Origin of the sequence: Mucilaginibacter aquaedulcis (genome assembly GCF_030409325.1) — a bacterium.
GTDB classification, from domain to species: domain Bacteria; phylum Bacteroidota; class Bacteroidia; order Sphingobacteriales; family Sphingobacteriaceae; genus Mucilaginibacter; species Mucilaginibacter aquaedulcis.
The window spans coordinates 373,879-395,806 of the sequence record NZ_JAUFPR010000002.1; the positions used below are offsets into that span (position 1 = coordinate 373,879).

Sequence of the window (21,928 nt, forward strand, 5' to 3'; positions counted from 1 at the left end):
ATTGCCTATTCAAAAACGCTATTTGCATTTTTCAATGCTGTTTTGAACTTCCTGCAAGTTTATTAACCCCATTTTATTGCCGAATGAATTGGTTACATAGGTAAGCACCTTAGCGATTTCGATAGGGGAGAGATCACTGGCAGGCATTTCGCCTTCAAAGCCACGGCCATGCACGGTTAACGAGCCTTTAATTCCGTTTTTAAGATAACAGGTTAATAATGTTCTGTTGTTTTTAAGATAAGTTGAATCAGTTAACGGAGGTATCAGCGACTGCAAGCCTTCACCTTTTTCACCATGACAGTTTTCACAATGAGCCTGGTATATGGCAGTCCCCGCCGAGTAGTAGCGATTAAACTCAATTTGCTCATCGCTTTGGCAAGAAAATGTCAAAGCGATGAGTATTAAACCAATAATTATGGTAATTAACGACCTCATTTTGCGACGGTCATAACAGGTTCGGCTTTTAATATTTTTATATCAGCAATCAATTTAGTTACCTGTTCAGGGTCGGTACCGTCATAAGTTCCCCGAAGGTGTTTTTGTTTATCTACCAGGATAAAGTAACCATCATGGATGTATTCGCCCTGCGGATTTTTTTCCTGAACCGAAACTAAATAATTTTTAGCTATCTGATAAGTTTGATCTTTTGTGCCATTTAAAAGCCACCAGGTATTTCCACTGATGCCTAATTTATCAGCATATTTTTTTAATACAGGAACGGTGTCATACTTCGGATCAATTGAATGTGATATGATCCTGAAATTATCATCGTTTTTAAATTCCTTATACACGTTAAGCATATTGCGGTGCATTATGGGGCAAATTGATGGGCATGTAGTAAAGAAAAAATCGGCTACATATATTTTACCGTTCAGGCTTTTGCCGGTAATGGTATCGGCATATTGATTTACGAATTTAAAATCGGGTATGGTAGAGTACACAGTATCTGTAACAGTTTTACCATCAATAGTTTTAGTAACAGGTTCGCGCTCTCCTAAAATTGGAAGTTTAGCCTGATCTTTTGATTTACAGGAACTATAAAGTACGATTATAATAAGAGCGCCTATTAAATTTTTCATTTTTTTGCAATAGTTGTGTTCAAGTATTTGTTTGAGCTGTTAACAGCTATATTTATCAGCGAGTCGATAGCGGTGATTCTTTTCTTTTGATCTGTTAAGTAATCAATAATTTGTTGATGTGATTTACCTTTGTTTTCGGCATCAAACTTATGCATCCAATCACTCATCGCGTTATCCGCATCATCAACTTGTTTTAAATACATCTTAGTGGAATCACTCGGATTGCTCTTAATTAAACTATCAAGAACCATCTTATTTTTCATTAATTGCTCATCACTACTCATTACCTTATCATGAATGGCTATTACGCTGTCTAAAAGTAATTTTTCCTGCTTTTTTGTATCAGCACAGCTAAATAACACACTGGCGGCTATCAGGGTTAAAATGTATTTTTTCATGTCCTTCTTTTGATGTATTAACAATGGCAAATATTGTAAATAATGTGGGTTAAATCACAGCTTTTAATACGCTTAAATGAATAACTATAGTCAATGATTGGTAAAGTTTATTTATCTGCAATTTTTAATTCCAGCCAACGATATGAGCGCCATAATAATTTGTTTTTAATGATCAGAAAATCGCTAAGCTAAGATACTTGTTTTCAAAATCTTGAGTTTAATATTATGATAATATAACTGTTACAATAAGGATATATCACTATGTTACCTTTATACAACAAAAAGCATAGTTATGAAATTAATATCTGTTTTTTCAAGGCTTATCAATGGCATCCGGGAGTGGATGATCCTGAAGAGTATGAAATCATCTTTCATACATTAAGTTATCCGTTAAATTTTTCTTTCATAAATATAATCGCATTTTTGGGCTTTGCGTAGCTCAATTTAATGGAACTAACTGATCAGGATACACAACTTCACAAACAACTTTTTGGCTCAGATTTTATTTGGGGCGTATCTACTGCTGCTTTTCAAATAGAGGGGGCTCATGACGCTGATGGAAAGGGCGAATCTGTATGGGATGCCTTTACAGCCAAAAAAGGTAAAATTCTTAATGCCGACCATGCCCGGGTTTCCTGTGATTTTTATAATCGTTACCAGGAAGATATAGACCTGATCAGTCAACTCAATATTCCTAACTTCAGATTTTCTATTTCATGGGCACGTTTACTACCTTCAGGAACCGGACAGATAAATCAAGCTGGTATAGATTATTATAATCGGGTTATTGATTATTGCATTTCAAAGAAGGTTGAGCCTTGGGTCACTATTTATCATTGGGACCTGCCTCAGACTCTTGAACAGAAAGGTGGATGGACAAATCGTGAAGTTATTGATTGGTTTAGCGAATTTGTGACACTTTGCGCAAAAAGCTTTGGCGACCGTGTAAAACATTGGATGGTTATGAATGAACCTGTGGTATTTACCGGTGCTGGCTACTTTTTCGGTATCCATGCACCTGGGCGCAATGGTATAAAGAATTTTATTCCTGCCATACACCACGTTGTTTTAAGCATAAACGCAGGCGGTAAAATATTACGAGAGCTTTTGCCTGAAGCACAAATAGGTACCACATTTTCATGCTCCCAAATTGAACCCCTTACGGATAAGCCACGGGATGTAGCCGCTGCTGTAAGAGCAGACGCGTTAATAAACCGATTGTTTATTGAGCCGCTTTTGGGTTTAGGGTATCCTGTAAAAGAGTTACCGGTGCTGAAAAGCTTACAGAAATACATCAAACCAGGAGATGAGGATAACATGCGGTTTGATTTTGATTTTATAGGAATACAAAACTACACCCGCGAAATTGTAAAATATTCGTTTTTTACTCCATATATAGGTGCTCGGATGGTGAAGGCCGAGAACCGAAATGTAGAACTTACGGCTATGCGCTGGGAGGTTTATCCGCCATCTATTTACAATATGATCAAAAAATTTGATGCATATCCTCAAATCAAAAGCATCATTATTACTGAAAATGGCGCGGCTTTCCCAGATACCGTTACCGATGATGAGGTTCATGATAGCAAGCGTCTCCAGTATTTAAAAAACTATATAGCCCAGGTTTTAAAAGCCAAAAACGAAGGTTGTAAAATAAATGGTTACTTTGTTTGGACGCTCACTGATAACTTTGAATGGGCCGAAGGTTATCATCCCCGGTTTGGTTTAATACACGTTGATCATAGCACACAAAAACGTATTGTTAAGGATTCAGGACTATGGTATAGTGAATTTTTAAAGTAAAATTCACTATACCATAATGCAAACTGGTTATTTAAATGCGTCTTCGCCGGTTATATCCATGCCGGTTATCAGCAAATGTATATCGTGGGTGCCTTCATAAGTTATTACTGATTCAAGGTTCATCATGTGACGCATTATTGAATATTCGCCGGTTATACCCATACCACCAAGTATTTGCCTTGCCTCGCGGGCAATATTTATAGCTGTTTCTACACTGTTTCGTTTAGCCATAGATATCTGCGCGGCTGTTGCCCTGTTCTCATTTTTAAGTACTCCCAAACGCCAAACCAATAACTGAGCTTTGGTTATCTCGGTTATCATTTCGGCCAGTTTTTTTTGTTGAAGCTGGAAACCGGCTATAGGTTTACCAAACTGTACACGCTCTTTTGAATAACGTAAGGCAGTGTCATAACAATCCATAGCTGCACCAAGCGCACCCCAGGCTATACCATATCTTGCCTGGTTCAAGCAACCTAATGGGCCCTTTAGACCAGCAACATTGGGTAACAGGTTTTCTTTAGGTATTTTAACCTGATCAAATACTAACTCGCCTGTGGATGATGCCCTTAGCGACCATTTGTTATGAGTTTCGGGTGTTGTAAAACCCTCCATGCCACGTTCTACTATTAATCCTCGAATCTTTCCGCTTTCGTCTTTTGCCCAAACAACGGCGATGTCGGCAAATGGGGCATTGGAGATCCACATCTTTGCACCATTTAATATATAGTGGTCGCCGGAATCTTTTATATTGGTGGTCATTCCTCCGGGATTTGAGCCATGGTCAGGTTCGGTAAGGCCAAAGCAACCAATAATTTCGCCCGAAGCTAATTTGGGCAGATACTTTTTACGTTGTTCTTCAGATCCATAGGTATATATAGGATACATAACCAATGAACCCTGAACAGATGAAGTGGATCGAATGCCTGAATCTCCTCGTTCAATTTCCTGCATGATAATTCCATAAGCCATATAGTCAAGTCCGGCACCGCCATACTCAACAGGTATAGTAGGGCCAAAGGCACCAATATCGGCAAGGCCTTTTATTAATTGTTTGGGGAACTCGGCCTTTTGTGCGTATGTTTCAATTATGGGACTTAATTCTTTTTTTACCCAGTTGCGTACAGACGAGCGTATTAACTTATATTCTTCAGAAAGCAGTTCATCTAACTGATAATAATCAGGTGATTCATATAGATCTGTTTTGGCCATAATGGTATAGTTGGTTGGCAAATATAGATGATTTAATGAGGAGTTAATAAGGCATAAATAGTGTTTCTGAATACTCAAAACCACTTTATTGCAAAAACTATGTTTAGTTTATTTAAACCCACTTTTTGAGTTTTTATTTATTTGATTTTTTTTTAAAATACTTATTAAGTTAAATTTTCTTTAATGATTACCTATCATCCAATCAACTAAATCAATTACTTTTGGTGAATGATTAATATTGCTTTGCATGGTGCGGAGTTTTTTGCATATCATGGATTTTATCCTGAAGAACAAAAATTAGGCTGCCGTTTTTTGATTGATATTGAGGTAGGTTTTATTCCGCAAACTGATCTATATGATGATAAACTTTCTCATACTGTTGATTATGAGAAAGTTTATACCATTGCATGTGAAGAGATGAAACAACCCCGCAAACTGATTGAAACAGTAGGGCATGCTGTTGTCGACAGAATTAAAGCCCAATTCCCTTTCGTGAAAACTATTCAGGTGACTATTAAAAAGTTGAACCCACCATTATTAGGAAAAGTGGCTTATTCGGGCGTAACTATCAACTATCCATTAATAAAATGAACTACAATATTATAACAACTCCTTTACTTGAGGCTATAACCGCTATTGTTGGTGCCGATGCTGTAATTGTACAGCATGATGAACTTGAAAAATACAGCCATGACGAAACCGAAGACTTGGTTTATTATCCCGATGTTGTTGTAAAGCCGCAGTCTCCGGAAGAGATATCGGCTTTATTAAAGCTTTGCAATAAGTATCTGATACCTGTTACACCCCGTGGTGCAGGAACAGGTTTAAGCGGTGGTGCTTTACCTGTTAAGGGCGGTTTGCTAATTGCTATGGAGCGCTTTAATAAAGTGCTTGAAATTGATGAACAAAATTTACAGGCTACAGTTGAACCAGGTGTTATCACCGAAGAGTTTATGAATCAGGCCGCAGCCAAAGGTTTGCTTTATCCGGTTGATCCGGCCAGTAAGGGGAGTTGTTTTATTGGGGGAAATGTTTCGCATGGTTCAGGTGGCCCAAGAGTGGTAAAGTATGGCACTATACGTGAATATGTGCTTAATCTGCAAGTGGTTTTAGCCTCAGGTGAAATTATATGGACAGGTGCAAATACGCTCAAATACGCTTCAGGCTATAACTTAACCCAGTTGATGATCGGGTCGGAAGGTACGTTAGGTATTGTTACCAAAATAGTTGTAAAATTAATTCCGTTGCCAACAATTGATGCCTTAATGCTGGCATCATTCCCGAGTAATGAAGCCGCTTGTGCAGCGGTATCCGCTATTTTCAGAGCCGGAATAGTACCATCTGCGCTTGAATTTATGGAGCGCAAGGGAGTGGAGTGGGTAAAAGAACATGATGATATCGCCTTTGATCTTCAGGACGGTATTGAAGCTTTTTTGCTGATTGAAGTGTATGGCAACAACCAGGATGTAATATTTGCCGATTGCGAGAAAATAAATGAAGTTTTGGAAGCTTATGATTGCAGCGACGTATTATTTGCCGATTCATCAGCGCAAAAAGAGGAATTGTGGCGATTAAGGCGGACGATGGCTGTGTCGGTAAAATCAAATTCGGTATATAAAGAAGAAGATACGGTTGTACCGCGTGCTGCCTTACCGCAACTAATCAAAGGTATAAAAGATATAGGGGCTAAATATGGTTTTGAATCTGTATGTTATGGTCATGCCGGTGATGGAAATCTGCATGTGAATATTATAAAAGCCAATATGAGTGATGAGGATTGGAATAACAAGCTAAAATTTGGTATTCGCGAAATATTTGAGCTTACCGTGTCTTTAGGCGGTACGCTTTCTGGTGAACATGGTATAGGCCTGGTTCAAAAAGATTTTATGCCTATAAAATACTCTGAAGTGCATTTCGCCCTTTGGCGTGGTATTAAAAACGTATTTGATCCCAAAGGAATTTTAAATCCCGGAAAGATATTTTAAAAGAATACATGTTCAGATTTCAGATATATCTCATGCCTGAAATCTGAATATTTAAAATTAGTTGGTATTCAATATCAACCTTGGTTGATCATATTCAATCATATTATGGCGTTCGCCGGCAGGAATTGATACTGATTTATTTGCAGAGTAATCATAACTGATACAAACTGTTTTTCCCGTAGTTACAATTTCTTCTCCCTGTTCTGTTATTTTCACCAACACGTGCATAACATCAAAACTACTGTTACCTATACGCACCGTGCGTACATAACAGGCTATCTGATCGTTTATTGTAATAGGCTTAAGGTAGTTGATTTCTGACCTTCCTAAAATAATGCCTGCATTGCTCCAATCCCAGTTAATTATTTCTTTCCAATAGTTGGTTCTTGCTATTTCGAAATAGGTTAAATAAACGGCATTGTTAACGTGTCCGAATGCATCGATATCTGAAAAGCGGATTGGGATGCCCGTTTTGTACTTGTAATCTGAGAGTTTTTCAGCCATATATGTCAGTTTGTCTGTATAAAATCAAATTGCAGTGACAATATGTCTCCAAATAATTGATTTTAAGGCTTGGTATAACAGTTGATAAATAGGTTACGAAGTTAATAAAAACAAAAACTTAAAGGAGATATAAAAAATGACACTTGTAAAATTTAATAACGGATTAAAAAACAACGCGGTAGGTCCATTCTTTAATGATGTATTTGACTCAATTTTAAATGATTCATACTTTGGTAATAAATTGGTTGCTCGTGTGCCTGCGGTTAATATTGCTGAAACTGAAAACGAATTTCAGATTGAATTAGCTGCACCTGGTTTAAAGAAAGAAGATTTTAAGATTAACCTGGATAAAAATATTTTGACAATTTCTGCCGATAGGAAAAGCGAAAACGTAGAAGAAGGTAAAAAGATCAGCAAACGTGAATATAGCTATAACTCTTTCAGCAGGTCATTTACTTTACCTGAAAGTACCGATCAGTCAAAAATTGAGGCTGATTATACTGATGGTGTGTTAAATCTTATTGTGGCTAAAAAAGAAGAAGCTAAATTTCAATCAAGAGAAATAGCTGTAAAATAATTAAAGACTGTTTTCATAGAGTAGTTAGTTTGGTTTTAAGAAGAAGCCGCTCCGTAAAAAGGGCGGCTTTCTTTTTATGATACTTTGGATATCATGTCAACATAATTTAATCTGCTATAACCTTTACTTCAATATTACCTCTCGTTGCTTTTGAATAGGGACAGCCCTTATGTGCAGCATCAGCAAGCTTTTGAGCCACATCCCAATCTACTCCCGGAATATGCACATGTAATTCGGCTGATAATGCATAAGATGACTCTCCTTCTTTATTAAAATTCACATGAACATCTACGGTTGCCTGGGTTACATTTACCCCATCTCTTATACCCACTGAACCAAGAGCGCCTAAATAACATGCGCCCCAGGCACCTGCAAATAACAATTCGGGATTGGCATAACCATCTTCGCCACCCATTGCTTTAGGTGCTTTCAGTTCCATATCAATAACACCATCCTCTGATTTTATATGGCCATTGCGGCCTCCTTTTGCCGTTACTACGGCGGTATATATTTTTTCCATGATAAATTTTTTAAAATGAACTGGAAAATGCAGGATATGTTTTAAGTAATCTGGTTTAGTCAAATCTTTTGAGGGTAAATAATCTAACTGAATACAACTAAAAGTGCTAAACTAAATTTTATTTAATTATTTAATTGCTAAAAATATTAGTATTTTTGATTTGATATGAATGCAGAAAGGATAACAGAAAAGTTGAATATATTAGCTGATGCAGCTAAATATGATGTATCATGCGCATCAAGCGGCAGTAAACGCAAAAACGAAAACAAGGGTTTGGGAAATGCCAGTAATGGCATTTGTCATAGCTATACAGAAGATGGGCGCTGTGTTTCATTATTGAAAATTTTGCTAACCAATCATTGCATTTTTGATTGTGCATATTGTGTATCTCGCAAGAATAATGATATTAAACGAGCGGCTTTTACGGTACAGGAAGTAGTTGATCTGACTATTAACTTTTATCGCCGTAATTATATTGAGGGATTGTTTTTAAGCTCCGGTATTTTTAAAGATGCCGATTATACGATGGAGCGGTTGGTTAGGGTGGCCAAGAAACTGCGCACCGAGCATAATTTTAATGGTTATATTCATTTAAAATCAATTCCGGGTGCCAGCGATGAGTTAATGCGTGAAGCCGGCTTATATGCTGATAGATTGAGTGTAAACCTGGAGATGCCCACCGAAGCGGGATTAAAATTATTGGCACCGGATAAAAACCGGCAGGACATGATCAATCCAATGGATTTCCTGAAAAAGGAGATCATTCTGCGAACAGAAGAGAAAAAGCTTTTTAAAAAGGCGCCTATGTTTGCCCCGGCTGGCCAAAGCACACAAATGATTATCGGAGCAACGCCAGAGAATGATCAACAGGTATTGCAATCAGCTAATTATTTTTATCAGAATTTCAATTTAAAACGGGTTTATTATTCTGGTTATGTACCCGTTTTGGCCGATAAAAGATTGCCTGCATTGAATACTTCAGTTCCAATGGTACGTGAGAACAGGCTTTACCAGGCTGATTGGTTGATGCGTTTTTACGGTTTCCGTGTAAATGAGATTGTAAATGACGAACAACCTTTACTTGATTTGGATATTGATCCTAAATTGGGTTGGGCTATTCGTAATATGCATGTTTTTCCAATAGATATTAATAAGGCCGATTTGCAAACCATACTGCGTGTACCAGGCATAGGTTTATTATCAGCACAAAAAATTGTGAGTGCCCGCAAGTTTGCCAGATTAGGTTGGGAGCAACTCAAAAAAATAGGAGTGGCCGTTAACCGGGCCCGATATTTTATTACATGTAAAAGCAGTGAATTTGAACGTCGTGATTTAACTGGCAATAACATCAAGCAATTTATCCTTGCCGAATCGAAGAGTAAATACTTGAAAAATAATCATACCCAACTTAACCTGTTTTGATCATGTATACATTGATTTACGATGGAACCTTCGAAGGTTTGCTTACGGCTATATTTGAGATATACGAGCTTAAACTTTTCCACGTAAAGTTAATAAAAGGGGAGTGGCGTAGCGGCGCACTTTTCGAGGAAGTGTTGCAGATAGTTACTGATGAAAATAGGGCAGCCAGGGTATTGGAGGGTTTACGAAAAAAATTATCGGCGGCTGGTATTCAGCGTTTATATATTGCACACATGGCCGAAATGGAGCACGAAGAAAGTACTTTAATTGGTTTTATCCGTTATGTATTTGATTCGGATCAGAATATTGAGGAGGACTACGGTAATAAATATGTAATGCGCCTCTCTGAAATCATTAAGATGATAAGACGGGAAAGACACAGAATGGAAGCCTTTGTTCGCTTTCAAAAACTAAAGGATGAAATATTTTACTCGGCAATAGAGCCGGATTTTAATGTGCTTCCTTTGCTTATTAAACATTTTAAAAATCGTTACGCCGATCAAAAATGGATCATATATGATATAAAGCGCAGTTATGGCATTTATTATGATCTTCACGATACGCAGTATATCTCACTTGATTTTTCAGAAACAAATAAACCTGGCAACGTAATAGCTGCTTTTAGTGAAGATGAGGGTATTTATCAGCATCTGTGGAAGAATTATTTTAACAGCGTAAATATCACATCGCGTAAAAATACAAGGCTTCATTTAAGGCATATTCCCAAACGTTATTGGAGGCATTTAACCGAAAAAATTTAAAATTTTTCTTGTTTTGCGCATTTTTAGCAAGTACTGATTTAATTGCATTTAAGTTTTTTGTGAATAAACTTAAATGTTAATAAACCTGCTCTGATCGCCTGAAATAAGCTAAATTACACACAAATTTAGTTGTTAATAAAGTGCTTTTTAATGTTAGTAAAATGTTAATAAAAAATAAAAAAAAAGCTTGTGTAATAGCGCAGGTGTTACGATATTGAAATCATCAGGAACGACGTACATTGACAGCCTTTCAGGATTACAGAAATTGAATCGGGTGAACCTTCGGGTGATACCAAAGAACAAAAGAAGTACTTGAGTCACATGAAAAATGAAAATTACGAAAGTCTTTTGAAAAAAGATTGTGATTAAAAGAGGTATTGGGAAAATGCAGGAACTTCACGGAGAACCTCAACAGAACCAATGATATTAAAGGAATCGACCGCTCGCGAGAGTAACTGACGAGATTATATCGGCAATGATACACAAAACTTGATGCTATTGGAAAACTACGGTGGAACAATAGTTTGGAAACGGGAGCTCATTTCGAAAGAAAACGACTCCCGTTTTCGCTTTTACAAGTTTTTCTTCAGCCTTAGCAATTATTCTTGTCTGTAACAACATCCTATTATTACTAGTACCAGGCTTATCACTGCCGCAACAGTTCTGATATTATGCAGCAATAACCAGGGTTTTTCAAAAACTTTTCTTTGGGCTGCTAACTCACTGACCGATGCAGTTGTTATATTAAATTTATCCAGCGTATTATTTAGCGGCACATTTCCGAAGAGGGTAACTCCAAAAGTTCCTGCGGTATAAATTATAGTAGCAAAAAGTAAAAGCATGAAACGGGAATCATGAGCCTGACGATAATGTATATATGTACATAACGGTAACAGTACTAATGTTCCCATGAAACTGGTAAAAAACAATAGGTTTAAGATTGCTCTGTTAATAGATTGCATAGCGGAGAGATATTCCTTGTCGGCCAGGCGTCCCAATCCTAAATTTACCGAACAAGAATAAGCATAAAGCAGGCCTGCAATTAAAGCAGTTAAAGTTGCGGTGATAATTAAAATCGTATTTGCCATGGTTAATTTACTCATGATTGTTTTCTTAATGTTTTTATATAATTGACTACCGAAGCTATTTGTGCAGGTGCAAGTTTTTTACCCCAGTTAGGCATAAATCCTTTACCAGCGATGATTGTTTTTGTTAGTTCATCATCACTTAGTTTGCTTATCTGTAAGTTTTTAGCGCCCCAACGGCCTTTTGTACCATCGTTGCCATGACATTTGACGCACTTATTTTCAAATAAAGCTTTACCTGTTAAAGTATTGTTTTGAGCTTTAGTAATGCTGATGGTACAAAGCACAATAAGGACAATTAATAAATAAATTTCCCTCCGCTTTATATGACTTCTTTTAACTAATGATTTCATCGTATTTTATTTTTATCAAAATTGCGATGACTCTGAATAGAAAAATAGAATAAAACCGACAAACAGCTAATTACCACTAACGGTAACATCATCTTTTGTGCTTGAAACTAAGAACAGATTGCTTAAATTAGTCGGATATGAATAAAGATGGTAAGAACGGGAGCATTAAAAGTAACAAGATATTTGTTTTAGATACCTCGGTGATCCTTTACGACCATGATGCATTCCAGAATTTTCAGGAACATGATGTAGCCATTCCGATACAGGTATTAGAAGAGCTTGACAATAAAAAGAACGGAAACGATACCCGTAACTTTGAAGCCCGCAGCTTTATTCGCCTCATGGATGATCTGTCGCGCAATAACCTTGTAAATGAGTGGATACCACTTAATGGCAAAGGTAAAGGTAGTTTTAAGGTTGCCATGGATAGCAAAACCTCAGCTATTAACGCCGAGGAGGTTTTTGGGTCAGATAAAACAGACCACCGCATATTAAATGCAGCCCTGGGTTTGCAGGAAGAAAATCCTGGTAAAAAGGTAGTATTGGTATCAAAAGATATTTGCCTGCGTTTAAAAGCCAAAGCATTAAATCTGCACGCTGAGGATTATGAAACCGGTAAAATCAAAAACCTGGAAGAACTTTATACCGGTAAAACAGATATTGATAAAGTTACCGAAAAACTTATAACCCAGTTAAATAAACAGGAAAACCTACCTGCCGAAAGTTTGCATATCACATCGTATACAAACAATCATTTTTATATTTTGAAAGGTAAAAAGAATGATGTTCCAGGATTTTATAATACACAAACCCGCCAGCTTGAAAAAGTTACCGAGCAGCCGGTATTCAATATCTCTCCACGTAATATAGAACAAGCTTTCGCGATTCACGCGTTATTACACCCGGATATTAAGCTGGTAACCATTCAGGGTAACGCCGGAACCGGTAAAACCCTGCTGGCACTGGCCAGTGCCCTCGAGCAGCGGAAGTATTATCGTCAGATATTTGTTACCCGGCCCATTGTACCATTAAGTAATAAAGATATCGGCTTTTTACCCGGAGATATTAAATCAAAGATAGATCCTTACATGGCGCCCATATGGGATAATTTGAAATTCATAAAAGATCAGTTTATGGATGATGAAAAAATGCAGGCTAAGATTGATGAATTGGTATCTAACGATAAAATATCAATTGCTCCATTGGCCTTTATCCGTGGCCGTACACTGAGTAAAATATTTTTTATTGTTGATGAAGCTCAAAATCTTACCCCGCATGAGGTGAAAACCATTATATCGCGTGCAGGAGAAAACAGCAAGTTTGTTTTTACCGGCGACATTTACCAGATAGATACACCATACCTTGACGCTGAAAGCAACGGGCTATCTTATTTGATAGATAAGGCTAAAGGACACCCATTGTATGCGCACATTACACTACAAAAAGGTGAACGCAGCGAATTGGCAAATCTGGCTAATGAGTTGTTATAGCAATACTTAATAACTTAGAGAGGACTTATGGTTTGAACAAACCAATCTATACTTTATAAGTTTATTTTGAAAACTACCCCAATGAAAATATCTAAGTATCTCCATTCGTGCCTTGTATTTGAGCTTAATGGTTACAAATTATTATTTGATCCCGGCACTTTTTCCTTTGCCGAAGGATTGGTAACTCCTCAAATGTTTGCAGATGTGCAAGCTATTGTGTTAACACACATTCATCCAGATCATTATGATATTGAAATATTAAAAAGCATCCTTGCTTTAAACAATGCTCAGATACTTACAAATACCCAGATAGGGCAGCAATTGGATAAGGCCTGTATATCTTATACACTCTTAGAAAATGAAATTTTACGGCTGGGCCCTTTCAAATTACAGGCTTTCCCGGTAGCTCATGAACTTATCATGGATAATCCCCTGCCGCAAATGACAGGCTTTCTGATCAATGATAAAGTACTGCATCCGGTTGATTCGATGGAAGATAAACTACTGGATTACAAAGATATTGAACTGCTGCTCATGGTTACCATGGCGCCATTTGCTAATGAGCCGCGAATATCGGCGTTTGCAGATAAGCTTCAGCCCAAACAGATTTTCCCTGTTCATGATGGCTATGCAAAAGAGTTTTTTATAAAACAGCGTTATGCCGCCTATGTTAAACACTTTGAAAAGCAGGGAATAAAATTTCATGAGATATACAAGGTAGGGGATAGTATTACCATATAAACTTATTTCAATAATTATGGAAATAAAACAAATCTACGCTGCAGATTATCTGCTGGTGACCCGGCTGTTTAATGAATACCGTATGTTTTATAAACAGGAATCTGATATAGAATTAGCGGAATCATTTATAAAAAATAGACTCGAAAATAACGAGTCAGTGATATTTGCTGCATTTGAAGATAATAAGGTGCTTGGATTTACCCAGCTTTACCCGCTTATATCATCTGTTAAGGCTGTAAAAAATTGGTTACTGAATGATTTATTTGTTGATTCCAACTATCGTAAACGTGGTATAGGCGAGGCTTTATTAAAGGCAGCAGCAATATTTGCAAAAACTCATGGTGCTACATTTTTACAATTAGAAACCGCTACGGATAATTATGCAGCACAAAATTTATATGAAGCTACAGGATTTGTGAAACAGGAGAGCAACAATGCATTTTTTTGTTACCGAAAAGCTATTTAGTTGTAAATGAGTAAAATAAAAAAAAAGCCCCCACCTTTTACGGTGGAGGCCCTATGGAACCAACCTCCTGCTAAGCTGGCCCACATTAACCTTATCACACTGCTAAGGTGAGGATTAATAATGAAGAAAATATGAACTTCTGTTTTGGGGATAAAGTAAATTTTACATCTTTAACAAAAACGCTTAACTGACTATATGCAAAAGCCCGATAGCTTAATATTTGACATGGATGGCACTCTTTGGGATGCTGTTGATACTTACGCCAACTCATGGAATCTTGTTTTTGAAAAAATGGACATAAAGCGTGTTATTGGCCGTAACGATTTAATGGGGCTAATGGGTATGGAAGGTAAAAAGCTAACCAAAGTTTTGATGCCGGATTTTGATGAGGATAAGGCTCAGGGTATATATATGGATGTTAATGAAACCCGCAGGCAGATATTACCTACCAGCGGGGGGTTAATGTATCCGGGAGTTACCGCAGGTATGAAACAGCTGGCATCCAAATACAAATTGTTTATACTAAGTAATTGTGCTGTTGGTATTATTCCTCTATTTATAAAATGGGCAGGGGTAGCAGATTATATTACAGACTTTATTGCCTATGGTGAAAACGGCATGCCCAAACATCACAACATGGGTGTTTTAATAGATAAACATAATCTTAAAAACCCAGTTTACATTGGTGATACCAATGGTGACGCTGAACAGACACACATGGCCGGCATTCCATTTATATTTGTTACCTATGGCTTTGGTAAAACCGATAACTATGAATTAAGGTTTGATAGTTTTGATGAGCTTACAGAATATTATATCGGCTTATGAGTTTATAACTTGTTGCCTGGCTCTATCAGCCTCTTCTAAAATATGGTACTAATGTTAAAACGCGCTTTTTTTTTATTTTTATTGATGCTAATGAGCAATATATTATTTGCTCAAAAAGTTCAAATTGATGCGGAGCGTTGGATAACAAAATCATTAGGTAGTTTATATTTTTCGGACAAAAAGGTATACTATAATTTTGTTGGCTTTGCCGGGAGTAAGGCTAATTATAGTGTTGTAAACGATACCCTCATCATGTCGGATATTTATCATAGCAGTAATGATAACTTTAAAAAAGAGCGTCGTGAAAATTTTAAATTCTTAATTAGACATATAGATTATAACCGACTTTATTTAAAAGCCATTGAACCCAATGCTATTAAATTAGCTGGTAACACAACCTATGAATTTCTGAATTTTAAGAATAGTTACGATAAGGATATTAAATTTTCAAAGATCTATTTTTTATCCTCAACCTGCTTTGGAGATTGCCCTCAACTCGGCATTGAAATTTGGCCTAATGGCGATTATCATTTAAAAGCCGGTGAACATGCCAATCCATATAAAGGCGATTATACCGGTAAATTATCAACGGCTCAAATGGACACCCTGAATTATTGGTTAAAACATAGTGAGCTAAAAAAAATGATAAATTGGGAACAGGGCAACCAAGTGGTTGATGCGCCAAATTATTACTTCGCTATTGATTTTAGTAATACGAAAAAAAAACTGAGTATTACTACTAATGAGTCACCGCTTAACATTATTGATCTGGTTAATTTCATGGTTACATCTTATAAAAAAGTAAACCTTACTCCGGTTAAGAAGTAAACCTGCGGTAATACGGTTAGCTTATCCATAAGTTTTGGTTATGTATTGTTTACTTATTAAGTTTTTGTAGTTTAGATAAAAAATATCAACTAATGAAAACCCGAACCAAAACAATTATCATTCTCGTAATACTTTTATTGATAACAGGTTTTGTTTACCAGCGTTATTATTTTGTTTTTGGCGAAGGCGCGAAAGCTGGTACCATGAACTATTTTGTAAAAAAGGGTTACATGTTTAAAACCTATGAAGGCCGTTTAATACAAAGTGGAATAAAAACGCCTGCCCAGGGTGGTAATATAGGTTCAAATGAATTTATGTTTTCGGTTACCGACGAAAAGGTTGCTCAAAAGCTAAGCGACAATGCAGGATCTTATCTTGAATTACATTATAAAGAATATTTACACACACTGCCATGGCGCGGCGTAAGTGTATTTGTTGTGGATAGCATTATCTCAGCAAAACCAGTAAATCAATAATTACAAAAGCTCATCGGCTTTGCCTGAATTAGCTGTTTCAATTTTACTCAGATTATAATTTAACTGCCCATTTTTATTAATGGCTTTTATTAAACCTTTATTGAATAAATAGTTAAGCACGTCCTCCGCATTTTTTTGATGTGTTACTAATGATATCTCGGGAGCAAGTAAGCTTAATTTAATACCAACTTCATCTGCTGTGGCTTCTTTTAATTGGGCCAGCGCATATACTACATTGTTTTGAGTACAAGTATTGGTATCATACTCATGAGGTACATGCAGCGGCTTGTATTCACTCAGGAAATCCTGATCAGGGGTTTTCATGATAATTAATTTTATTTAAAACAGTTATACATTCGCGGTATCACGCAATGATTTAATAGTATCGTGTGCAATTCTTAAACTCTCCAGATGGTTATTTAGTATAGATACCACCTTTTCATCTTGCCAGATAAGTTCTTTATCATCTAAAGCAGTACGATAAGCTTTTTTTGCAATATCCTCGCCGCGTTCGCAATCAGATAAAATACTGTGCCTGTCCTTATTTATAAATGCTGCTTTTACATCCATCCAGGCGTGATAAAACTTGCCAGATAATGTAGTGCCATCTGTTGGGTCACCACCCAAAACATGAATGTATTCCCTTAACTCAGAAACGTTGTTTTTACTTTGATCAATATATTCATTGAAAAGCAAATTCAAGCCGGTTTCTTCTGTGTTTTCAATCGCTTTTTCATAACCGGCAACGCGGTCGTTATTGATCCTGATCAAATCATTAAGTGCTGATATTTGATGCTGTATATGCTGTAAAACTCCCATGACTATTGTTTTAAATAATAAACATATCAAATGAGTTAATGTTTTCTATTTACAGTAATAAGTAAACTGAAAATAAAGTGACATTTTATAGAATCTTATTTCCTGCAAATCCATTTCAAAAGGTATTTCGTATTATTTAAAACTGCTTCAAAAACCTATAGATTAAGTAAATTAATCTATAGATAATAACGGGTTCTATTTATTAAATTTTATGAAATTAAATAAGTAATTAAAATATTTTTTCATTACTTGTAGCTGTAAAATGCAATGCAGGTATTCATAATCGCGACTTATAAGAATTAATAATTATGAGCAATGTCAATAATATCCGTTCGCGATAATTAAAAGATATAATTTACATATTAAAAACAATTTGTGCCTCTTTGTTATTTATAAACCATTTGGTGCAAAAAATAACTGACCAATTAAAGTCAAGTTATCTAAATCAATCAAATATTTGTTTACAATGACTAAATCTCAAAAGAAACAACAACTCAATATTAAAATGTTACCCAAAACACCAACCGGGATTTCGGGGTTAGATGAGATAACTGATGGTGGCTTACCTATGGGTCGGCCTACGCTTATTTGCGGCGAAGCAGGTTGTGGTAAAACGCTCATGTCACTTGAATTTATTGTACGTGGTGCAACAACCTACAATGAGCCAGGTGTCTTTATGGCTTTTGAAGAAAAAGCAGAAGAACTGGCCATGAATGTAGCTTCGCTTGGTTTCGACCTTCAAAAACTGCAGGAACAAAATAAAGTGAGGCTTGACCATGTGCATATTGACCGAAGCGAAATTGAAGAAACCGGTGAGTATGATCTGGAAGGCTTGTTCATTAGATTAGGTTACGCTATAGATAGCATAGGAGCCAAAAGGGTAGTGTTGGATACGCTTGAAAATTTATTTTCGGGCCTGAGTAATCAAACAATATTAAGGGCCGAATTGCGCCGTCTTTTTGGGTTTTTAAAAGACAAAGGTGTTACCGCTATTATAACCGGCGAAAGAGGTGAAGGAACGTCATTAACACGCCAGGGACTGGAGGAATACGTTTCCGATTGTGTAATATTACTTGACCATCGTGTTATTAATCAGATATCAACCAGAAGACTTCGCGTTGTAAAATACCGTGGTTCTCAACATGGTACCAATGAGTATCCGTTTTTAATCGATGAAGATGGTATTTCGGTATTGCCGGTGACTTCGTTAAGGCTGGAAAAAGATGTATCATCAGAAAGAATACCATCAGGTATTCCGGCTTTGGATGAAATGCTCGGCGGGCACGGGTTTTTCAAGGGAAGCAGTGTGTTGGTATCAGGCACAGCTGGCACAGGTAAAACCAGTATAGCAGCTTATTTTGCTAATGAAACGTGTAGTCAGAAAAAAAAGTGCATGTATTTTGCATTTGAAGAATCGCCCAATCAGATCATTCGTAACATGCAATCCATTAATGTTAACCTTAAACAGTATGTTGATAATGGATTATTGAAGTTTCACGCCTCCAGACCAACGCTTTATGGTTTAGAAATGCATTTGGTATCTATTTATAAACTCATCAAACAGTTTAGGCCAGATGCGGTGATACTTGATCCGATTACCAATTTAATTACTGTTGGATCTGTAAGTGAAGTAAAATCAATGTTGGTACGCTTGATTGATTTTTTACAGGAAGAGCAAATCACCGTGATGTTTACAGCATTATCCTTAAATACTATTGTAAGCGAACAAACAGACGAGGGCGTATCATCCTTAGTAGATGCCTGGTTATTGGTTAGGGATATTGAAGCAAATGGAGAGCGTAACAGGGGAATGTATATCATGAAATCGCGCGGTATGAAACATTCTAACCAGGTACGCGAATTTATTATAACAGATAAGGGACTTGACCTCGTGGATGTTTATCTGGGTCCTGAAGGCGTATTAACCGGATCTGCAAGGGAAGCTCAAAAACTAAAAGAAAAAACCGGCGTAGCTCTGCGCGATTTTGCTTTATCACGTAAGGATAAAGAGATCATGCGCAAGCGCAAAATGCTGGAAGCCAAAATATCTAATTTACAAGCAGAGTTTGAATCGACAGAGGAAGAATTGAATAAAATTTATATTGAAGAAGATCTGAAGCAGCAGATTATTGAAAAAAATCGGGATGAGATAACCAAAATGAGAAGAGGATTTGAACCCGAAACCAAAATCAGGAGGAAAAAGTAATGGAAGAGGAAGTAATAAATTATGAATTAAGGTTATATATTGCAGGCAAAACAGCAAAATCTGTAACTGCTTTGGCTAATCTTAAAAAATATTGTGAAGAACATTTAAAAGGACAATATACCATTGAAGTCATTGACCTTTTAGTTAAGCCTCAATTGGCCGAGGGAGACCAGATATTTGCCATACCTACATTGGTAAGGAAAGTACCTGAGCCTATCCGTAAAATAATCGGAGATCTTTCAAACGAAGAGAAAGTATTAGTGGGATTAAATATTCGCCCACGTTAAATTAAAACTAATGTCTGAACAAGATCAATCTCCTTTATATAACAATCACTTAATTAATGAGAGTGAGCAGCATGTTTTCAAGTTACGTTTATTCATAACAGGAGCATCACCCAACTCTTCACGCGCAATATCAAATCTCAAAGATATTTGTGAAACCCATTTAAGGGATAATTATGATCTGGAAATTATTGATGTTTATCAGCAACCTTTGATTGCGGAGAAAGAGCAGATCATTGCTTTGCCTTTACTGATTAAAAAGGCGCCAGGTGTGGAACGAAGATTGATAGGAGATATGTCTGATACCAGTAAGGTATTAAGAGGGCTTGGTTTACACACAGAAAATTAATGGAGCAGGCTAAACATACATATGATGAGCTGGTGAATCGTAATAAGGAGCTTCAGATTCAATTAGAAGAGGCTACTGATACTATTGAAGCTATTCGAAGTGGGCAGGTTGATGCACTTATAGTTAAAGGTGATGATGGGCATCAATTATATACCCTTAAAACTGCCGACCAAACCTACCGCGTTTTCATAGAAAAAATGAATGAGGGTGCGGTAACACTTAACCGGTTCGGAGTTATCTTATATTGTAATTCTCGTTTTGCAACTATGATGAATTTGTCGCTTGAAAAAGTGATAGGACTCAGTTTTGAAACATTCATTCCGGAAATATCTGAAGATAAATTTAATGAATTGATCAAGAAGGGATGGTATGAGGATTGTAAAGGCGAAATACTGCTGGCTAATAAGGAATTTCAATTAACACCTTGTCTGGTATCATGTACAACTCTTGATTTGGACGAAGGTACCGCGCTGAGTCTTATTTTAACAGATCTTACCAGCCAGAAAGAGGCTGAATGGGAGCTTAAAGTAAAAAATGAGCAACTATTAATAGCTCAAAATGCCGCCGAAAAATTGAATAACGAATTGGAGGATACCGTAAGGGAACGTACAAATGATTTATTGATAAGCCGGGAGCATTTTAAATTATTGGCCAATAATATCCCCCAAATGACCTGGACAAATTTGCCCGGTGGTGAGGTTGACTTTTATAACCAGCAATGGTATAACTATACCGGTAGGCGGTATGGTGAAACGGCAGGTTGGGGTTGGCAGCAAATTGTGCACCCGGATGATTTGTCAAACACCATGGATAAGTACATCAATGCTTTAAAAACTGGTGAGGTATTTGAAGTTGAAAATCGTTATAAAAAATGGGACGATACTTATCGATGGCATTTAAACCGGGCTATACCACTGCATGACGATAAAGGGGAGATAATTTTTTGGGTTGGAACCGCTACCGATATTGAGGATCAGAAAAAGGAGATGGATCGTAAAGATGAGTTTATTGGTATAGCAAGCCATGAACTCAAAACGCCACTAACCAGTTTAAAAGGGTATTTGCAGCTTATCACTTCCTATAAAAAGGAAGAGGTGCCTCCTGTTGTGAAGCAGTATATTGAAAAAGCGAGCGTGGCGATTAATAAACTGCAGCGCCTGGTGAATGATCTGCTTGATGTTAGTAAAATACAAGCCGGAAAACTTGAATACGCCTTAAGCAAGGTTAACCTCTCTGAACTCATGGCCTCAGTGATTGAAAACGCAAGGCATATTTATCCTTCATACGAGTTTGAAAACCAATCGACATCCGAATTATATACAGAGGGTAATGCAGAAAGGTTAGAGCAGGTTTTAATGAATTTTATAAATAATGCTGTAAAATACTCACAATCAAATAAAGAGATTATTCTAAAAACATCAGTGAATGATAATACAGTGCGTGTTTCAGTAACTGATTTTGGCATAGGTTTATCAGAAGAGCAATTGGATAAAATATTTGAGCGTTTTTACCGTGTAGAAGATAAAAAATTTATGACGAGTGGCTTGGGTATGGGTCTTTATATCAGTACCGAAATCATTAATAATCATCATGGTAAAATAGGTGTAGAAAGTGAATTAGGTAAAGGGGCTACTTTTTACTTTGAATTGCAGTTGATTGATTAAGCAATCAATATTTATAAACTATTTTAAGCAAAAATTGCAGGTAAGATAAATACTTCAGATATTGATGGTAACCGAAATTTT

At 36.7% G+C, this 21,928-nt stretch carries 26 protein-coding genes; 16 read left to right on the top strand and 10 right to left on the bottom strand.

Going from position 1 to position 21,928, the window contains the following annotated elements; translation table 11 throughout:
• Positions 1–18: 18 nt before the first annotated feature.
• The 3 genes from QWZ01_RS06120 to QWZ01_RS06130 are packed head-to-tail and all read right to left on the bottom strand — an operon-like array spanning position 19 to position 1,477.
• Positions 19–435 carry a c-type cytochrome gene (locus QWZ01_RS06120; RefSeq protein ID WP_290322404.1) on the bottom strand — a complete coding sequence of 139 codons (417 nt, stop codon included), beginning with the start codon at positions 433–435 and terminating at the stop codon, positions 19–21.
• Positions 432–1,079, bottom strand: coding sequence for an SCO family protein (locus QWZ01_RS06125; RefSeq protein WP_290322405.1), 648 nt, complete (start codon positions 1,077–1,079; stop codon positions 432–434). The genes QWZ01_RS06120 and QWZ01_RS06125 overlap by 4 nt, the downstream gene beginning before the upstream one ends.
• Positions 1,076–1,477 carry a hypothetical protein gene (locus QWZ01_RS06130; RefSeq protein WP_290322406.1) on the bottom strand — a complete coding sequence of 134 codons (402 nt, stop codon included), beginning with the start codon at positions 1,475–1,477 and terminating at the stop codon, positions 1,076–1,078. The genes QWZ01_RS06125 and QWZ01_RS06130 overlap by 4 nt, the downstream gene beginning before the upstream one ends.
• A 447-nt stretch (positions 1,478–1,924) precedes the next feature.
• Between QWZ01_RS06130 and QWZ01_RS06135 the strand changes: the two genes are divergently transcribed.
• A complete protein-coding gene (locus QWZ01_RS06135; RefSeq protein ID WP_290322407.1) occupies positions 1,925–3,280 on the top strand; it encodes a GH1 family beta-glucosidase in 1,356 nt (451 codons plus the stop codon).
• A 27-nt stretch (positions 3,281–3,307) separates the two neighbouring features.
• Here the strand turns inward: QWZ01_RS06135 and QWZ01_RS06140 are convergent, their stop codons facing one another.
• The gene (locus QWZ01_RS06140; RefSeq protein WP_290324583.1) at positions 3,308–4,489 is read right to left on the bottom strand and encodes an acyl-CoA dehydrogenase family protein; all 1,182 of its coding nucleotides are present in this window, start codon (positions 4,487–4,489) and stop codon (positions 3,308–3,310) included.
• A 228-nt stretch (positions 4,490–4,717) separates the two neighbouring features.
• On the opposite strand from QWZ01_RS06140, the gene folB reads away from it, so the two are divergent.
• Both folB and QWZ01_RS06150 read left to right on the top strand, forming a co-directional pair.
• On the top strand, positions 4,718–5,080 hold the full coding sequence (gene folB, locus QWZ01_RS06145; RefSeq protein WP_290322408.1) for a dihydroneopterin aldolase: 363 nt from the start codon (positions 4,718–4,720) through the stop codon (positions 5,078–5,080).
• The gene (locus QWZ01_RS06150; RefSeq protein WP_290322409.1) at positions 5,077–6,474 is read left to right on the top strand and encodes an FAD-binding oxidoreductase; all 1,398 of its coding nucleotides are present in this window, start codon (positions 5,077–5,079) and stop codon (positions 6,472–6,474) included. The genes folB and QWZ01_RS06150 overlap by 4 nt, the downstream gene beginning before the upstream one ends.
• A gap of 57 nt (positions 6,475–6,531) precedes the next feature.
• On the opposite strand, the gene QWZ01_RS06155 is transcribed toward QWZ01_RS06150, so the two are convergent.
• The gene (locus tag QWZ01_RS06155) at positions 6,532–6,978 is read right to left on the bottom strand and encodes an acyl-CoA thioesterase (protein WP_290322410.1); all 447 of its coding nucleotides are present in this window, start codon (positions 6,976–6,978) and stop codon (positions 6,532–6,534) included.
• Between the two features lie 136 nt (positions 6,979–7,114).
• Here QWZ01_RS06155 and QWZ01_RS06160 point away from each other — a divergent pair, with 136 nt between their 5' ends.
• Positions 7,115–7,555, top strand: a complete 441-nt coding sequence (locus QWZ01_RS06160) for an Hsp20/alpha crystallin family protein (protein WP_290322411.1) — start codon at positions 7,115–7,117, stop codon at positions 7,553–7,555.
• 106 nt (positions 7,556–7,661) lie between these two features.
• Here QWZ01_RS06160 and QWZ01_RS06165 read toward each other — a convergent pair whose 3' ends face one another.
• Positions 7,662–8,075 carry an organic hydroperoxide resistance protein gene (locus QWZ01_RS06165; RefSeq protein WP_290322412.1) on the bottom strand — a complete coding sequence of 138 codons (414 nt, stop codon included), beginning with the start codon at positions 8,073–8,075 and terminating at the stop codon, positions 7,662–7,664.
• Positions 8,076–8,240: 165 nt separating this feature from the next.
• On the opposite strand from QWZ01_RS06165, the gene QWZ01_RS06170 reads away from it, so the two are divergent.
• Entirely contained in the window at positions 8,241–9,497 is a 1,257-nt protein-coding gene (locus QWZ01_RS06170; RefSeq protein WP_290322413.1) for a putative DNA modification/repair radical SAM protein, read from the top strand.
• Between the two features lie 2 nt (positions 9,498–9,499).
• Positions 9,500–10,258, top strand: a complete 759-nt coding sequence (locus tag QWZ01_RS06175; RefSeq protein WP_290322414.1) for a TIGR03915 family putative DNA repair protein — start codon at positions 9,500–9,502, stop codon at positions 10,256–10,258.
• A gap of 599 nt (positions 10,259–10,857) precedes the next feature.
• Here the strand turns inward: QWZ01_RS06175 and QWZ01_RS06180 are convergent.
• Positions 10,858–11,361 carry an anthrone oxygenase family protein gene (locus QWZ01_RS06180; RefSeq protein ID WP_290322415.1) on the bottom strand — a complete coding sequence of 168 codons (504 nt, stop codon included), beginning with the start codon at positions 11,359–11,361 and terminating at the stop codon, positions 10,858–10,860.
• Positions 11,358–11,696: a c-type cytochrome gene (locus QWZ01_RS06185; protein ID WP_290322416.1), complete on the bottom strand. Its 339-nt coding sequence runs from the start codon at positions 11,694–11,696 to the stop codon at positions 11,358–11,360. Before QWZ01_RS06185 ends, QWZ01_RS06180 begins: the two co-directional genes overlap by 4 nt.
• A 137-nt stretch (positions 11,697–11,833) precedes the next feature.
• On the opposite strand from QWZ01_RS06185, the gene QWZ01_RS06190 reads away from it, so the two are divergent.
• From QWZ01_RS06190 to QWZ01_RS06215, 6 genes are all read left to right on the top strand, one after another.
• Positions 11,834–13,186, top strand: a complete 1,353-nt coding sequence (locus QWZ01_RS06190) for a PhoH family protein (protein WP_290322417.1) — start codon at positions 11,834–11,836, stop codon at positions 13,184–13,186.
• Between the two features lie 81 nt (positions 13,187–13,267).
• Positions 13,268–13,927 (top strand): MBL fold metallo-hydrolase, encoded by a 660-nt coding sequence (locus QWZ01_RS06195; RefSeq protein WP_290322418.1) that lies wholly within the window; start codon positions 13,268–13,270, stop codon positions 13,925–13,927.
• Between the two features lie 16 nt (positions 13,928–13,943).
• Positions 13,944–14,393 (top strand): GNAT family N-acetyltransferase, encoded by a 450-nt coding sequence (locus QWZ01_RS06200; protein ID WP_290322419.1) that lies wholly within the window; start codon positions 13,944–13,946, stop codon positions 14,391–14,393.
• A 195-nt stretch (positions 14,394–14,588) separates the two neighbouring features.
• Positions 14,589–15,221, top strand: coding sequence for an HAD family hydrolase (locus QWZ01_RS06205; RefSeq protein WP_290322420.1), 633 nt, complete (start codon positions 14,589–14,591; stop codon positions 15,219–15,221).
• Between the two features lie 90 nt (positions 15,222–15,311).
• Positions 15,312–16,049 (top strand): DUF6438 domain-containing protein, encoded by a 738-nt coding sequence (locus tag QWZ01_RS06210; protein ID WP_290322421.1) that lies wholly within the window; start codon positions 15,312–15,314, stop codon positions 16,047–16,049.
• Between the two features lie 92 nt (positions 16,050–16,141).
• On the top strand, positions 16,142–16,525 hold the full coding sequence (locus tag QWZ01_RS06215; protein ID WP_290322422.1) for a hypothetical protein: 384 nt from the start codon (positions 16,142–16,144) through the stop codon (positions 16,523–16,525).
• Here QWZ01_RS06215 and QWZ01_RS06220 read toward each other — a convergent pair whose 3' ends face one another.
• Together QWZ01_RS06220 and QWZ01_RS06225 are read right to left on the bottom strand one after the other, a co-directional pair.
• Entirely contained in the window at positions 16,526–16,849 is a 324-nt protein-coding gene (locus QWZ01_RS06220) for a hypothetical protein (protein WP_290322423.1), read from the bottom strand.
• 24 nt (positions 16,850–16,873) lie between these two features.
• Positions 16,874–17,344 (bottom strand): ferritin-like domain-containing protein, encoded by a 471-nt coding sequence (locus QWZ01_RS06225; protein ID WP_290322424.1) that lies wholly within the window; start codon positions 17,342–17,344, stop codon positions 16,874–16,876.
• A 466-nt stretch (positions 17,345–17,810) separates the two neighbouring features.
• Between QWZ01_RS06225 and kaiC the strand changes: the two genes are divergently transcribed.
• From kaiC to QWZ01_RS06245, 4 genes are read left to right on the top strand one after another with little or no spacing between them, the layout of a single operon-like run.
• Complete coding sequence (gene kaiC, locus QWZ01_RS06230) at positions 17,811–19,550, top strand: circadian clock protein KaiC (RefSeq protein ID WP_290322425.1); 1,740 nt, start codon at positions 17,811–17,813, stop codon at positions 19,548–19,550.
• On the top strand, positions 19,550–19,837 hold the full coding sequence (locus tag QWZ01_RS06235) for a circadian clock KaiB family protein (protein ID WP_290322426.1): 288 nt from the start codon (positions 19,550–19,552) through the stop codon (positions 19,835–19,837). Before kaiC ends, QWZ01_RS06235 begins: the two co-directional genes overlap by 1 nt.
• 10 nt (positions 19,838–19,847) lie before the next feature.
• Complete coding sequence (locus QWZ01_RS06240) at positions 19,848–20,183, top strand: circadian clock KaiB family protein (RefSeq protein ID WP_290322427.1); 336 nt, start codon at positions 19,848–19,850, stop codon at positions 20,181–20,183.
• A complete protein-coding gene (locus QWZ01_RS06245; RefSeq protein ID WP_290322429.1) occupies positions 20,183–21,847 on the top strand; it encodes a PAS domain-containing sensor histidine kinase in 1,665 nt (554 codons plus the stop codon). The genes QWZ01_RS06240 and QWZ01_RS06245 overlap by 1 nt, the downstream gene beginning before the upstream one ends.
• Positions 21,848–21,928: the final 81 nt, after the last annotated feature.